The sequence below is a fragment of the Peribacillus sp. RS7 genome (assembly GCF_041956845.1).
Taxonomy (GTDB): Bacteria; Bacillota; Bacilli; order Bacillales; family DSM-1321; genus Peribacillus.
Map to the genome: position 1 here is coordinate 64,565 of NZ_CP168136.1, position 16,261 is coordinate 80,825.

Below are 16,261 nucleotides of genomic sequence, written 5' to 3' on the forward strand. Positions count from 1 at the left end.
ATAGATAATAGTAAAAAGTCCCCCATTTCAATGGTAATTATAGAATGTTTATAAAGGTGTACTTTTATGAACGGTAGCAACAAGGCTATATCGCCATTTCGGAAATTTTATACGCTAAGAGAATTCCAACCTAAAAAGTCGATCTCCTCTACGTGAACTGACCCCCTAAAGTTAGACAGGTTATATCGTTAGGCAGCCTGTTGGGCATGAGTTCGGTATTGTACCGGGCTCATGCCTTTTAATTTTGCCTTGATTCGTTTGTGATTATAGTATTCTATATATTTTGCTAGTTCTTGTTTAAAGTGTTCCACACTTTCAAATTCTTTTAGATAAAGAAGTTCCGATTTCATGATACCAAAGAAATTTTCCATAACAGCGTTATCGTAACAATTCCCTTTGCGAGACATACTTTGCGTAATGCCACGTTCCCTAAGGGCATCACGGAATTGTTTCATTTGATAATGCCAGCCTTGATCTGAATGAATAAGGAGAGTATCGTCGTCTGTTAAACGTTCAAAAGCTTGATCTAACATCGTTGAAATGAGTGAGTAGGTTGGTCTTGAACCGATTGTATACGTAATGATTTCTCCATTAAATAAGTCCAATATCGGCGATAAATATAGCTTTTCTCCAAATAATTTAAACTCTGTAATATCCGTAACCCATTTCTCATTTGGTTGTTCAGCTTTGAAATTGCGATCTAAAATATTTAGTGCAATCTTGCCCACAGTTCCTTTGTAAGAGCGATATTTTTTCATGCGGACAAGACATTTTAGCCCTAGTTCTTTCATGATACGTTGCACCTTTTTGTGGTTTACTTTGTGTCCTCGATTTCTAAGTTCATCACGAATACGCCGGTAACCAAACCGACCTTCATGTTCATCGAAAACAGATTTAATCAATACTTTCAGTTCTGCATCTGCATCAGGACGACCGAAGTTTTTCACCCAATAGTAATACGTGCTACGCGGAATGTCTGCGAGCTGTATAAGTGCTTTCACCGAGAATGCATTCCTTAATTCATAGACTACTTGTGCTTTGTCTTGTTTGGTGATTTTTCCTTGTTTTGAACTAAGGCATTCAACTTTTTTAAATAGGCATTCTCCATACGTAAACGTTCATTCTCCGCCTGTAAAGCCTCTATTGATCCTTCATCGGGTAATTGAGAATTTGATGTCTTATTATTTTTATTTTTCATGGATGGACGCCCCTTTTTCTTTGATTGTAGGGCATCAAATCCATCTGTTTCATAAGCAACTTTCCATTTTCGAAGCGTTTCATAAGAAGGAATATTAAAAATCGCTGCTGTTTTCCTGATAGACGTCCCTTGTTCGTTCATATAATTAAGTACATCTAGTTTAAACTGTGCAGGGTAGGGTGTATAGCGTTTTTCAAAAGCATCATCACCAAAAAGTTCAAATTGTTTAATCCACTGATGGAGTAAACTCGGATGAACACCAATAGATTTAGCAATGGTTTGTCCTCCCTCATTACCATCTATATATTGTCTTACTGCCTGTATTTTTTCTTCTGAAGAAAATCTCGCCATAAAAAAACTGCACCTCCAATTGTTAGTTGTGTCTAACAATTGGGGTGCAGTTCAACGTTAAGGAATCGACTTTTTTACTTCTTCTTATAAAAACTAAGGTACCTTTTATTTAATAAAGGCAAGCCAACAATGGGTCTCTGTCCCACACCATTAGCATATTTTCAGAAATCACGTCACACTTTGCCCCCTAAAAAAGACCGTCTCTTTAAAAGTAACGGTCTTTTCATTCTTATTCAATTGTTAACTGCTGATTTCATCACTGCTTTCATCATGGTGATGGTCATGATGATCCTCTAAATTTAACCTTGCTGATACTCCTGCGTGATCGGATGGCCAAAGCCCTGTTTCTGTTCGGTCTTTCTGCGATTCTCCTACTAATTCTGCTTCTATTGGTTCCCAGCCGTTATTAAATAAAATATAATCTATTCTTTGGTTCAATATAGAAACTGCATTTAATAAATCAGGAGATTGACAACAGGTAAACCCTGGTCCTTTACCAACTTTACTCCATACATCATGAAAGCCTGCATTAATAAACAAATTATAAGTGGTGCTATTAGGGATGGAGTTTAAATCTCCCGTAATAACCACGGGTAACCGTGTATTTGCAGGTCCCTGAAGAATTTCATTTGCTTGAGCATTCCGTATTGCTTCAACAGTTGGATCCAAATGTGTGTTGATCATCCTGAAAACTTGTCCATCTATCTTAACATCTACAGAGGACCATCCTCGAAGTACTGTTACAGGTTGTCCTCCTACGGGTACAATTAGATTTGTTTGGAAATTAGCTTCTTGGCGTCTAATTACCTTCAAATTTTTTTCTTTTCGAATCAATATTACATCCCTATCCAAAAATCGAACCAAATTTCCATTGCTATCAGGAAGTTCCACCGATAGATTTCGGTTCTGAGCTGCAACTTCGTAGTTCAACCCCATTTCCTCTAACTCTTTCAATAATAATTCTATAAAGTCGTAGGTAACAATTCCGAAAGTAGGGATAATAAGTTGCCATAGCTCAGCTTCTTGCAAACCGATAAGATCAGGTTTTTCCAAAGCGATAGCTCTAGCAATTGCCTTCGCACGAACAGGAAAATTGGTCGCAAGAAATTGTCGAAACACTTCTGTTACCCGCTGGGGAATTTGTGCTGGCGTTGCGGTTAAAATCGGGGTCAGATCCGCACCTAAATAAAGATTCCATGTTAGGAACGAAACATCAAGTTTGCTTCTTGAATTCATTTACACTTCACTCCCATCAATTTCATCTACTAGTAGTAGATGAAATTGATGGAGAATTGAAACGGCAGTTATACTACTACTGCTATTTATAATCAGAACTTCTTTTTGATACAGCAAAAAAAGATTTGACCTTTGAATGATTATTTTAGTTGAAAAATAAAAATCAACAGCATTGTTTAACAGGTATATTTAAAAGAAGTAACAATCAAAAAAAGTTCGTAAAAGTGTACTTTTACGAACGGGTGTAACAATGCTATACCGCCCATTTCGGAAATTTTTTAGCTTTAAACGGCGCTCAACCATTTTTGTGAAATACAACATTTTCTTTTTGGGATATTATTAAAATAATAGATCTGCTGATTTTGTTAATTTTAGTCCCTTCATCCTATCAGCCTGAAATCCTTTTATCATACCAAGAGGTTTTTGCTCGTATTTCCAAATGAAATCCTTGACAATGTAAGCGCTTTCTTTTATGATGATAATAGGTTGGATGGCATGCGTGGCCGTCATAGTATCTGGCGTAGGTGGGGCCGATACCCGGAACAGTACATAGAAGAAATCCCCTATTTTATGCAACAGCTAGCTTCTTCCGAATAGGAAACAGTGATTCATCAATCATGTTATTCAAATACAAAAAAACTCTGTATTCGGTCAAATTCAGGGTTTCCCTAGCTTGAAAGCTCCCCTTAAGATCCCTTATGTTATTACAAAATATGTATGCTTGTTTTATTGTAGAATGAGGAGGTGCTTTATGGAGAACAAAAAAAGTTCCCTTTACGATGAATTACCGTTAGAATTATTGGCAGGATTTTATTATGAAATAAATAAGAACATTGAAAATGGAATCTTGTCTGGTGCTATGCATCATGAAATTAGATTAATGGAACAAACAGCATTAAAGAGGGGTATCTCACTTGAATACCTACATGACAAGGGTGCTTGTATAATTGAAGCCGAGAAACTACTAAGAGAAACTACCCTGCAACCCTAAATTGTAGAATAAGAAGTCCAATGATGTTTTCTAGTCTACCCTAGGTGAGGCCACTACCTGGAACATTATATAGAATAAATTCCTTTTAATTAACCCTCTTGGCTACCAAAGGGTTGTTTTGGGTGGCATTCACCAAAAGAGATCATCGCCTTAAAAATTCCTAGTCTTTTTAATCTGTCCTTTAAAAGGCCTACACTATAAAAGAAATGCTATTTTTAAATCATCAGCAAGAAATTCCCCTTGCTATTGGAACTTATATAATGAAGGAAAACTTCTTGTATATCGTTAAGTATTCCCAATCCTACAAATTATCAAAAGTATTTTCAATGGCTGATTCCAATTCTTCTTTTCCTTCTCTTATATAACGTTTGGTCATGTTCAAATCTTTATGCCCCATCAATTTTGAAACGGTTTGAAGGTCTATCCCCTTATCGATTAATGTTTGGCAAAACGTATTCCGCAGCTTATGGGGAGTCGCATTATATTTAGTCAACATATATTGCACGGACCTTGGCGTTATGCGTTGATTCACACTGGATATGAAGATGGCTTCCGTTTCCATATTTAAAAATTTCTTGTATGCCTTGATCTTTTCACTAGCAGTCATGGAGAGTGGAATCTTCCTGTCTATATCACCTTTTGAATCCCGGATGAGGATATATTGCCTTTCTCCCTCTTTTTGAATGTCACTATGGTTCAAATCACAAAGTTCGGACACCCGGATACCCGTATGAATCATTGTGTAGACAATAGCAATATTCCTGAAATGCCCAGAGGCCTCGATTTCTTTTAGGAGAGCAGCTTGCTCAAGCATGTTCAGGGCTTTTGGCGGATCTTCTTTCTTTTCCTTTGCTTTACGATCGATGTTGAGGACGATTTCGGGTTTATCAAGGAACCTGGAAAACATGGTAATGGCTGAATAATGTTTTTCAATCGTTCCTCCACTCTTGTTTGACTGTTCCATATCGTCTAAATAGGTTTGGACGTGGGATTTTTCAATCTCTTCCGCCTCATCTTTAAACCATTGAAGAAGCTGGGAGATGACTCCCACATAGGTTTTAATCGTACCATCGGATTTATTTTGACCCATTAACCATTTCGCAAAAGAATGAAGAATTTGTTTATTGTCCAGGATTTCTTCTTTACTGGTCATTCGAGAAGCCCCCTACCAAAATCATGCTATTAATAAGCCTTTCCAACGAATTGTGGAATTTATACAAAAAAACCTTAGGATAATCCTAAGGTTTAGAATGCGTAGATAGGATTTGAACCTGTTTATACGGGTTTATGAATCCTAATTGATGTGATAAACATTGCTTGGCGGCGTCCTACTCTCACAGGGGGAGACCCCCAACTACCATCGGCGCTGAAGAGCTTAACTGCCGTGTTCGGAATGGAAACGGGTGTGACCTCTTCGCTATCGCCACCAAACAATAAAGGAACGTTGTTCCTTCAAAACTAGATAATAAGAAGGTATTTCATTTTTTAAAAAGCGTTGGTTAAGTCCTCGATCTATTAGTATCAGTCAGCTCCACATGTCGCCACGCTTCCACCTCTGACCTATCAACCTGATCATCTTTCAGGGATCTTACTAGCTTGCGCCATGGGAAATCTCATCTTGAGGGGGGCTTCATGCTTAGATGCTTTCAGCACTTATCCCGTCCGCACGTAGCTACCCAGCTATGCCTTTGGCAAGACAACTGGTACACCAGCGGTGCGTCCATCCCGGTCCTCTCGTACTAAGGACAGCTCCTCTCAAATTTCCTGCGCCCGCGACGGATAGGGACCGAACTGTCTCACGACGTTCTGAACCCAGCTCGCGTACCGCTTTAATGGGCGAACAGCCCAACCCTTGGGACCGACTACAGCCCCAGGATGCGATGAGCCGACATCGAGGTGCCAAACCTCCCCGTCGATGTGGACTCTTGGGGGAGATAAGCCTGTTATCCCCGGGGTAGCTTTTATCCGTTGAGCGATGGCCCTTCCATGCGGAACCACCGGATCACTAAGCCCGACTTTCGTCCCTGCTCGACTTGTAGGTCTCGCAGTCAAGCTCCCTTGTGCCTTTACACTCTACGAATGATTTCCAACCATTCTGAGGGAACCTTTGGGCGCCTCCGTTACTCTTTAGGAGGCGACCGCCCCAGTCAAACTGCCCACCTGACACTGTCTCCCACCCCGATAAGGGGCGCGGGTTAGAATTTCAATACAGCCAGGGTAGTATCCCACCAACGCCTCCACCGAAGCTAGCGCTCCGGCTTCTCAGGCTCCTACCTATCCTGTACAAGCTGTACCAAAATTCAATATCAGGCTGCAGTAAAGCTCCACGGGGTCTTTCCGTCCTGTCGCGGGTAACCTGCATCTTCACAGGTACTATAATTTCACCGAGTCTCTCGTTGAGACAGTGCCCAGATCGTTACACCTTTCGTGCGGGTCGGAACTTACCCGACAAGGAATTTCGCTACCTTAGGACCGTTATAGTTACGGCCGCCGTTTACTGGGGCTTCGGTTCAAAGCTTCGCTTGCGCTAACCTCTCCCCTTAACCTTCCAGCACCGGGCAGGTGTCAGCCCCTATACTTCGCCTTGCGGCTTCGCAGAGACCTGTGTTTTTGCTAAACAGTCGCCTGGGCCTATTCACTGCGGCTTTTCCGGGCTATTCACCCTAAAAAGCACCCCTTCTCCCGAAGTTACGGGGTCATTTTGCCGAGTTCCTTAACGAGAGTTCTCTCGCACACCTTAGGATTCTCTCCTCGCCTACCTGTGTCGGTTTGCGGTACGGGCACCTTACATCTCACTAGAGGCTTTTCTTGGCAGCGTGGAATCAGGAACTTCGGTACTATATTTCCCTCGCCATCACAGCTCCGCCTTAATGGAAACGGGATTTGCCTCGTTTCCGGCCTAACTGCTTGGACGCGCATATCCAACAGCGCGCTTACCCTATCCTTCTGCGTCCCCCCATCGTTCAAACGATGTATAGGTGGTACAGGAATATCAACCTGTTGTCCATCGCCTACGCCTTTCGGCCTCGGCTTAGGTCCCGACTAACCCTGAGCGGACGAGCCTTCCTCAGGAAACCTTAGGCATTCGGTGGAAGGGATTCTCACCCTTCTTTCGCTACTCATACCGGCATTCTCACTTCTAAGCGCTCCACCAGTCCTTCCGGTCTGACTTCAACGCCCTTAGAACGCTCTCCTACCATCGACACCTAATGGTGTCAATCCACAGCTTCGGTGATACGTTTAGCCCCGGTACATTTTCGGCGCGGAGTCACTCGACCAGTGAGCTATTACGCACTCTTTAAATGGTGGCTGCTTCTGAGCCAACATCCTGGTTGTCTAAGCAACTCCACATCCTTTTCCACTTAACGTATACTTTGGGACCTTAGCTGGTGGTCTGGGCTGTTTCCCTTTCGACTACGGATCTTATCACTCGCAGTCTGACTCCCAAGAATAAGTATTTGGCATTCGGAGTTTGACTGAATTCGGTAACCCGTTGGGGGCCCCTAGTCCAATCAGTGCTCTACCTCCAATACTCTCATCTTGAGGCTAGCCCTAAAGCTATTTCGGAGAGAACCAGCTATCTCCAGGTTCGATTGGAATTTCTCCGCTACCCACACCTCATCCCCGCACTTTTCAACGTGCGTGGGTTCGGGCCTCCATTCAGTGTTACCTGAACTTCACCCTGGACATGGGTAGATCACCTGGTTTCGGGTCTACGACCTCATACTCATTCGCCCTATTCAGACTCGCTTTCGCTGCGGCTCCGTCTTATCAACTTAACCTTGCATGAAATCGTAACTCGCCGGTTCATTCTACAAAAGGCACGCCATTACCCATTAACGGGCTTTGACTACTTGTAGGCACACGGTTTCAGGATCTATTTCACTCCCCTTCCGGGGTGCTTTTCACCTTTCCCTCACGGTACTGGTTCACTATCGGTCACTAGGGAGTATTTAGCCTTGGGAGATGGTCCTCCCTGCTTCCGACGGGATTTCTCGTGTCCCGCCGTACTCAGGATCCACTCAGGAGGGAACGAAGTTTCAACTACAGGGTTTTTACCTTCTTTGACGGACCTTTCCAGATCACTTCATTTACCCCGTTCCTTTGTAACTCCATGTTGAGTGTCCTACAACCCCAAGAGGCAAGCCTCTTGGTTTGGGCTAATTCCGTTTCGCTCGCCGCTACTCAGGAAATCGCATTTGCTTTCTCTTCCTCCGGGTACTTAGATGTTTCAGTTCCCCGGGTCTGCCTTCAGTACCCTATGTATTCAGGTAAAGATACTGTTCCATTACGAACAGTGGGTTTCCCCATTCGGAAATCTCCGGATCAAAGCTTACTTACAGCTCCCCGAAGCATATCGGTGTTAGTCCCGTCCTTCATCGGCTCCTAGTGCCAAGGCATCCACCGTGCGCCCTTTCTAACTTAACCGTTAAAAAGATCTTACAGATGCTTTGAAAAAAATTAATTGCCTTCTATCTATTATCTAGTTTTCAAGGAACAAAGCAGAAAAAACCCATCACATCGTGATGCTTTTCTTCCTATCTGAATGAATTACTCATTCAAAACTGAACAAAACAAAAGCGCTCTCGTAATTATCCTTAGAAAGGAGGTGATCCAGCCGCACCTTCCGATACGGCTACCTTGTTACGACTTCACCCCAATCATCTGTCCCACCTTAGGCGGCTGGCTCCATAAAGGTTACCTCACCGACTTCGGGTGTTACAAACTCTCGTGGTGTGACGGGCGGTGTGTACAAGGCCCGGGAACGTATTCACCGCGGCATGCTGATCCGCGATTACTAGCGATTCCGGCTTCATGTAGGCGAGTTGCAGCCTACAATCCGAACTGAGAATGGCTTTATGGGATTCGCTTACCTTCGCAGGTTTGCAGCCCTTTGTACCATCCATTGTAGCACGTGTGTAGCCCAGGTCATAAGGGGCATGATGATTTGACGTCATCCCCACCTTCCTCCGGTTTGTCACCGGCAGTCACCTTAGAGTGCCCAACTGAATGCTGGCAACTAAGATCAAGGGTTGCGCTCGTTGCGGGACTTAACCCAACATCTCACGACACGAGCTGACGACAACCATGCACCACCTGTCACTCTGTCCCCCGAAGGGGAAAGCCCTATCTCTAGGGTTGTCAGAGGATGTCAAGACCTGGTAAGGTTCTTCGCGTTGCTTCGAATTAAACCACATGCTCCACCGCTTGTGCGGGCCCCCGTCAATTCCTTTGAGTTTCAGCCTTGCGGCCGTACTCCCCAGGCGGAGTGCTTAATGCGTTAGCTGCAGCACTAAAGGGCGGAAACCCTCTAACACTTAGCACTCATCGTTTACGGCGTGGACTACCAGGGTATCTAATCCTGTTTGCTCCCCACGCTTTCGCGCCTCAGTGTCAGTTACAGACCAGAAAGTCGCCTTCGCCACTGGTGTTCCTCCAAATCTCTACGCATTTCACCGCTACACTTGGAATTCCACTTTCCTCTTCTGTACTCAAGTTCCCCAGTTTCCAATGACCCTCCACGGTTGAGCCGTGGGCTTTCACATCAGACTTAAAGAACCACCTGCGCGCGCTTTACGCCCAATAATTCCGGACAACGCTTGCCACCTACGTATTACCGCGGCTGCTGGCACGTAGTTAGCCGTGGCTTTCTGGTTAGGTACCGTCAAGGTACCAGCAGTTACTCTGGTACTTGTTCTTCCCTAACAACAGAACTTTACGACCCTAAGGCCTTCTTCGTTCACGCGGCGTTGCTCCGTCAGACTTTCGTCCATTGCGGAAGATTCCCTACTGCTGCCTCCCGTAGGAGTCTGGGCCGTGTCTCAGTCCCAGTGTGGCCGATCACCCTCTCAGGTCGGCTACGCATCGTCGCCTTGGTGAGCCATTACCTCACCAACTAGCTAATGCGCCGCGGGCCCATCTATAAGTGACAGCCGAAACCGTCTTTCCATCTTCTCTCATGCGAGAAAAGAACGTATCCGGTATTAGCTCCGGTTTCCCGAAGTTATCCCAGTCTTATAGGCAGGTTGCCCACGTGTTACTCACCCGTCCGCCGCTAATCTCAGGGAGCAAGCTCCCATCGATTCGCTCGACTTGCATGTATTAGGCACGCCGCCAGCGTTCGTCCTGAGCCAGGATCAAACTCTCCGAAGAAATGTTTGACTTGCTCATTTGCTTTTTGATAGTGTGTGCTCACTTAAAATTTAACGTTGGCGCTTTGTTTTGTTCAGTTTTCAAAGAGCAATTTTTTGTAGGTTTTTTTCAACTAATTCATCTTAACATAACGTTGAATAGTTGTCAACTTCTACGAAGTATTTCTTTTGTTAAAATCGCTCATTAATTAAGCGACTTCATTATCATACTGCTATTTTTCTTTAGTGTCAACATTTAATCCGTAAAATAAGAATCTCTAATAACACTTTCCTCTTGAAACCATCTTGTTAATGAATACAAAAAAACCACCGTCCGTGTTTCATCATTAAATTAATCAACTGGGATGCACTAAACTTAAGATTTTATCAAAACATGCCCTTATACTATTTAATGGATTATTCTTTTATAAAAAAAATTGATCATTTTAATGTTCCTTAATCAACTAACGCACCCGTTAGTTCATTAAGAAATATTGTAAACATAAATAATGCAGTAAGGATTAATGTCACAGGCTATGTTAAAATTCTTGGTTAGATTTTGAAAATACCGTAATCATTTGTGTATCCTGATTGCAGTTATTGACAAAAGGAACAATTCAAATGATCGTAGCAAACATATTAGCCGATATTTCTTTAGCGGTAGATATAAAGAATATATCTAAGGATTTCTCACCCTCCAAATTCATTTATTTAACTGTCATCTTTTTACTAAAGCACCCGTTAGTTGAATTATTTTTCTTGGTTTTTAACACACTCCATGATAGTAACCATGTAACACCCAGAAAAATCATTTCTATAATATAAGATTCAAAGTCATTCATATGTATAGCAAAAAATTCAGATGAATTAGATGAATAAAAATATACCCAAATCCACAAATAGAAAAGCACGGATAATATACCATGAACGAAGGGTCCTACCACTGCTTTCTTAGTTAACCACGCTGATAAAGTTCCCAATATAATAACAATTGGTATTTCAAGAACCTCCAAGACGTAAGGGTCAAACCAAGTTGATGCACTTATCATTATCATATACCCCATTACTATTATATAATTCTTGTCACTTTTTTTACTAAATAACTAATGTGTAAATCAACCTTTACCTTTAACATAGTCATGTCAAAAGGGAAAAAGATTACTTTTTCTTATCCTTTTCAAGTAAATCAATAATTCTATCAAGCTTTTGTTCGATACTTTCTGACTTGCTTGGCTGTTTAGTTACGAGAGAACGAACAAGAAAAAATACACCAGAAAATATCCCAAATATTAAAATAAGGAAAACCAGTTGAAATATTACATCACCAATATTCATATTAATTCCTACCTTTACAAGTATTGGTATTATTGTACCATATTTTTCACTTCACAGTTCTTTACACTACGCTTCTTGAACTCCCTCAGTTTGATGCGAATATCTCTCGAATGCTCACTTATTCGCAGGATTTCATACCCCTTGTAATTAGACTTACGGGTAAATGAAATGAGTTCAGATAAGTTAGGCTTCGTGAAGGCATCATAGTTAAATAAAGGAGTCAGCTACCACTCCACATTTTACCATATAATGTACATCTCCACGCCGCCCCTGGAGGCTTTCCCTCCCATGTCTCAACGGGTCAATTGCCCTCTCATTCCTTCGTCATGCCTATCCAAGGGGTGGAGGCCAGTTATGCTAACCTGATGGGTCACAGTGCCCTTTTGTTTAAGAAACCTGGTACTCGTACATATTTGAAATCCTACGAATAAGACAATATTCAAAATTAAAGTTAACTATTTTGAATGATACATTCTATATAACTAATGTTTTATTTCTATGCTGCTAATGGGATTAATACTTGGACTTTATTTGGACAATAAGACTCGTTTCGTCGTGCTATCCCTACAAAAATCCTTGCTAGTTTACCTATGAGTTTCATGATTGATTTCATTTTCTTTATCTTCTTTACCTTCACATTATGGGAATGGACGGCCTTAAACTCAGGGTTATTCATCACAAGGCTCATAGTTGCTAAGTAGAGAAATCGTCGTAGTCTTGACCTTCCACGCTTTGAAATGACAATCTGACCTTTCCATTTGCCTGAACTTGCTTCAGCTAGATGTAATCCCGCATGCCGCAATAGAGAGTTTCCGTGAGAGAAACCACTTAGATCTCCTGATTCACCCAGTATCCCGGCTAATGAAATTTCACTTATTCCTTTAATCATAAGTAGTTTTTTTGCAAATGGTATTTTGTAGAGAACTTCTTTAACTTGTTGTTCAACTCTTTCGAGTTGTTTGACAGCGAGGTCATATTCCTCTAATAATTGTTCTAAATGGAATTTGTAAGCATCAAGAGCTTGTCCGGTCCCAATAGAGGATTTTGCTAGATTGATTAGTAATTGAGCCTTCTTGGGTCCTGGTTGTCGTTTCATTAAAGACTTCCAACCCCTCATGACATCTAGTGTTTCTAGTGAAGATATTTCATCCGGTGTAGGAAATAAACGAAGGGTTGCGATCGCCCCTTTGCACGTTACATCTTTAAACACTTGTCTGAGTTCAGGAAAGACCACATCCACCCATCGATTTACTTGATAAATAGACATCACGAGACGTTTAACAATCACATCACGATTAGACATTAGAACTCTAAGCTTCTCAAATGATTCTGATGATGGGCGAATAAAGGAATAGTAGCCGTTTTTGACCATATCCGCGATAACGAGCGCATCTTTTTTATCACTCTTAGATTGGGTATTATCACGATTCTCTTTATTCCTTTTTACTAAGTGGGGATTGACTGTTACAACCTCAATGTTTTGGTTATATAACCATTTTGAAAGGTTAATCCAGTAATGGCCTGTAGGCTCCATACCTACTATTGCTGCATCTAAGTTTTTTAATCTTTTTAAATCATGAATCCATTTTAATAGTTTAAGGAACCCCTCTTCATTATTTTCAAATGTAAGAGGGTCTCCAACTACAATTCCACGGAAGTTAACTGCTCTTGCAACGTGTAGTTGTTGAGCGATATCCACACCAACAATAAGGTGTGTATCGGAAATTCTTTCTATTAGTTGATTTTGTTTGTCTTGCATTTTAAAATTCATAGTAGGGCTTCCTCCTTAAGACTCTGAGTTAGATTGGACTCTATACTCGTATCTTACTGAGGGGCTCTATTTTTTTCAAACCTGATATTTAACGATCTACAGGAATGCTAACCTGCCCCGTTAGTTCCATAAGAAAAAGGCAGCCTCGCAACCTTCCTTTTTGAAGTAAAGCACCTGTTTTTTCTATAAGAAAAGCACATTATTTGTCTATCTCTTTTACATAATCACAGTTCTAGGTAGTATACCTAAATATAAATAGCCTCATCAAGTTTTTGATGAGGCTATCCACTGCGTATAGTGTATTAAAGTTTTTGCACTAGAACCAATATATCTTTAGGAGCTTTTCTTTAGTTTTGAACGGCTCTAGTATAATAATATTCTTCAAGTGTAATTCCGTGGCTCATAATAATTTGAGCTATTGATTTGCCTACATATCGAAGATGCCATGGTTCATATTTATAACCAGTAACTGATTCTTTTCCTTTAGGGTATCGGATAATAAATGTTTTTCTTTTGATAAATACATCATTTTCTGTCCTGCTCCATTTGCTTCTTTCCGTTCCCTTCTTGAAACATAATCCTTGCATCACTAAAAAAATTCATAGTGTACACTTTGTTATCCATGGTTTCTTTATCAGATATTGTTCAAATACTGGCTTAATATATAAAAATGACTTCAGTATTAAACCGAACGCTGATTATGTTAACTAGAATTGCATACCGTATACGCTTAAAAACAGAAAAAACTACCCTGGTGTGTGATAGGGTAGTTTTTTCTTGCTTATACAGTTTTCACTAGAAGCTTTCCAGCTTCGTGAGTAGTTTGTTCAAGTGTCTCAGTTAAGATTACTTGATTTTATAATGGTTTTATCAATTGAGAATATTCCACTAGAAAACTTTTGCTGCTTTACATCTTCCCCAAGTATTTACACCCGAACCACCACAACAATATTAATGTCGTCTATTTTGAGAAGTAAGATTGAATGTTCTACTGAGAAATAATTACTCTACCAAGCTATAGAGTAAACTGATTACGACATCAAGTCGATCAATTGAAAATTATAGAAGTAAGGAGAACTATGATTTCAACTTATAAATCATCTGCATCATTAAATTGCATTCAAAAAAGATTGAATAGATGGTATGGCAGCACCTATAGGAACTCCATTTTTAGGTGAACGGCTAATATGAATAAATGGCTCATTATTTGGGAATGCAGTTTTTTCATAAACTTTTTTATGAACAATTTCAATGTCTTCTTCCTTTAAGTAAGAAGAGATATGCCCACCTAGAATAAATTCTCTATTAATAACAAGATTAATATTATTGATTGAAAATGCCAAATTATCTAAAAAATAATTCCACCTCTCCACATACGAAGGGATTCCAGAACGTAACTCTTGGAAGAAAAATTCTAATGATTCACCTTCTTCTAGAAGTGCACTAATAGAACAAAACGTTTCCATACACCCTTTCTTTCCGCAATAACAAGGAGAACCATGGGGATCAATTGTCATATGTTCTACCGTACCACTTTGCCCTTCTTTCCCCATATAAATTTGATCATTTATAATAAGTGCACCCCCAAGGTGGGTACCAATCGAAAGATAGACAGCATCTCCAGTATCATTACTTATCCAAAGCTCTGTGGTTGCTGCACACTTTGCATCATGGAAAAACATACAAGGATAATCGAGATGCTGTGAAAAAGCCTGAATATCCAAGCCTGTACAGTTTAATATTTTTCCGTATGTAATACTCTGTCCATCAGTTGATGTTAAAGCTTGTACTGCAAAACCAATACCAAGAACTTGCTCTTTTTCCACATTAAGAGATGAAATGAAAGCATCTACAGCATGGCTTACCTCTTTGAAATAACTATCTACATTTGAATATTCGATTGTTAGTTTTGTTTTCTCAAATGCAATACCAAGTAAATCGATTGCTAAAATGCTAACTGTCTTTTTTAGAATTTCGACACCAATACTAATACGAGCCTGTGGACAGATTGCATAGGCAACTGCACGTCTACCAACAGAGGATTCAAATTGTCCACTCTTTTCAACCAATTTTTTCTCTTCCAAACGAACTAAATTCTGGGTTACAGTTGGTAGACTCAGATGAAGTTCGTTCGCAATTTCTTGTTTTGAAAGTCTCTCGTTTTGATAAATAAGATGGTAGATCGACGAGTAGTTACTTTTCTTTATATCTTTAAATGTTATGTTATTATCCATGAAAAGAACCTCATTATATAAAAATATTTTATAAAATTATTTCATTTAACTTCAATTAAAATATATCACAGAAGCTGAAGCAATAACAACTTTCGAAAAATGCATGAAGGAAAAATTCACCTTTTTTCTATTTTTTATATTGACTACTACAAAAAAAGGCGATATTATGTAAATTAATTTTATAAATCTATTTTACAAAACTAGTTTTCAAAAGAGAAAGGAAATAGAATATGGGAATCATTGAAAAAATGAGATTGGACGAAAAGAAAATTTTTGTTACAGGGGGAGCAAGGGGTATTGGAAAGAGTGTTGCAACCGCTTTCGCTGAAGCGGGAGCAGATGTAGCGATTGTGGACTTGGATTTCGAAGAAGCCCAAAAGACTGCAGCAGAACTAGAAGAAAATCATGAGGTTCAAACGATTGCTATTAAAGCAGATGTTACAAAACCAGAAGATGTAGATTCCATGATTGAAAAAATACTGGACGTTTTTGGACGTATAGACGTTGCCTTCTGTAATGCAGGAATCTGTATGAATGTTCCAGCAGAGGAAATAACCTTTAAGCAATGGACAAAAGTGGTTGATATTAATCTTACTGGTGTGTTTTTAACAGCCCAAGCAGCTGGAAAAGTGATGTTAAAGCAAGGTGGCGGTTCAATTATTAATACAGCTTCTATGTCCGGGCATATTGTGAATGTGCCACAACCGCAGTGTTCCTATAACGCTTCTAAAGCAGGAGTGATCCAGTTGACAAAATCTCTGGCAGTGGAATGGGCTACAAGAAATGTACGTGTAAATTGTATTAGTCCAGGCTATATAGGAACAGAACTTACATTAAATTCTCCAAGCTTACAGCCATTAATTGAACGATGGAATCAAATGGCGCCTCTTCAGAGAATGGGAAGACCAGAAGAACTTCAGTCTATCTGTGTCTACCTTGCCGGAGATACTAGCAGCTTTACTACAGGAGCAGACTTTGTAGTAGATGGCGCTTTTACTTGTATTTAATAGACTG

At 40.5% G+C, this 16,261-nt stretch carries 10 protein-coding genes and 3 rRNA genes; 2 read left to right on the forward strand and 11 right to left on the reverse strand.

What is annotated here, in order from left to right:
- Positions 1-188 precede the first annotated feature (188 nt).
- Together ACDZ29_RS27950 and ACDZ29_RS27955 are read right to left on the reverse strand one after the other, a co-directional pair.
- A protein-coding gene (locus ACDZ29_RS27950) for an IS3 family transposase (protein ID WP_375091382.1) occupies positions 189-1,549 on the reverse strand; the annotation gives its coding sequence in 2 pieces (ribosomal slippage) (positions 189-1,093 and positions 1,093-1,549; 1,362 coding nt in all).
- 240 nt (positions 1,550-1,789) lie between these two features.
- Positions 1,790-2,785 (reverse strand): endonuclease/exonuclease/phosphatase family protein, encoded by a 996-nt coding sequence (locus tag ACDZ29_RS27955; protein ID WP_375091353.1) that lies wholly within the window; start codon positions 2,783-2,785, stop codon positions 1,790-1,792.
- A gap of 751 nt (positions 2,786-3,536) precedes the next feature.
- On the opposite strand from ACDZ29_RS27955, the gene ACDZ29_RS27960 reads away from it, so the two are divergent.
- Positions 3,537-3,776, forward strand: coding sequence for a hypothetical protein (locus ACDZ29_RS27960; protein WP_375091354.1), 240 nt, complete (start codon positions 3,537-3,539; stop codon positions 3,774-3,776).
- 301 nt (positions 3,777-4,077) lie between these two features.
- Here the strand turns inward: ACDZ29_RS27960 and ACDZ29_RS27965 are convergent, their stop codons facing one another.
- The 9 genes from ACDZ29_RS27965 to ACDZ29_RS28005 all read right to left on the reverse strand — a co-directional run bounded on the left by ACDZ29_RS27965 (position 4,078) and on the right by ACDZ29_RS28005 (position 15,247).
- Complete coding sequence (locus ACDZ29_RS27965; RefSeq protein WP_375091355.1) at positions 4,078-4,929, reverse strand: tyrosine-type recombinase/integrase; 852 nt, start codon at positions 4,927-4,929, stop codon at positions 4,078-4,080.
- A gap of 162 nt (positions 4,930-5,091) precedes the next feature.
- Positions 5,092-5,207: ribosomal RNA gene (gene rrf, locus ACDZ29_RS27970) — 5S ribosomal RNA — on the reverse strand.
- 64 nt (positions 5,208-5,271) lie between these two features.
- Positions 5,272-8,204: ribosomal RNA gene (locus ACDZ29_RS27975) — 23S ribosomal RNA — on the reverse strand.
- Positions 8,205-8,378: 174 nt separating this feature from the next.
- Positions 8,379-9,929: ribosomal RNA gene (locus ACDZ29_RS27980) — 16S ribosomal RNA — on the reverse strand.
- The 16S, 23S and 5S rRNA genes sit together here, the layout of an rRNA operon.
- Positions 9,930-10,614: 685 nt before the next feature.
- Positions 10,615-10,956, reverse strand: a complete 342-nt coding sequence (locus ACDZ29_RS27985; protein WP_375091356.1) for a hypothetical protein — start codon at positions 10,954-10,956, stop codon at positions 10,615-10,617.
- A gap of 109 nt (positions 10,957-11,065) precedes the next feature.
- A complete protein-coding gene (locus tag ACDZ29_RS27990) occupies positions 11,066-11,242 on the reverse strand; it encodes a DUF4083 family protein (protein ID WP_375091357.1) in 177 nt (58 codons plus the stop codon).
- 496 nt (positions 11,243-11,738) lie between these two features.
- Positions 11,739-13,013 carry an IS110 family transposase gene (locus ACDZ29_RS27995; RefSeq protein WP_375091358.1) on the reverse strand — a complete coding sequence of 425 codons (1,275 nt, stop codon included), beginning with the start codon at positions 13,011-13,013 and terminating at the stop codon, positions 11,739-11,741.
- Between the two features lie 347 nt (positions 13,014-13,360).
- Positions 13,361-13,600, reverse strand: coding sequence for a D-alanyl-D-alanine carboxypeptidase family protein (locus tag ACDZ29_RS28000; RefSeq protein WP_375091359.1), 240 nt, complete (start codon positions 13,598-13,600; stop codon positions 13,361-13,363).
- A 522-nt stretch (positions 13,601-14,122) separates the two neighbouring features.
- Complete coding sequence (locus ACDZ29_RS28005; RefSeq protein ID WP_375091360.1) at positions 14,123-15,247, reverse strand: ROK family protein; 1,125 nt, start codon at positions 15,245-15,247, stop codon at positions 14,123-14,125.
- A 230-nt stretch (positions 15,248-15,477) separates the two neighbouring features.
- Here ACDZ29_RS28005 and ACDZ29_RS28010 point away from each other — a divergent pair, with 230 nt between their 5' ends.
- Entirely contained in the window at positions 15,478-16,254 is a 777-nt protein-coding gene (locus tag ACDZ29_RS28010) for an SDR family oxidoreductase (protein ID WP_375091361.1), read from the forward strand.
- Positions 16,255-16,261: the final 7 nt, after the last annotated feature.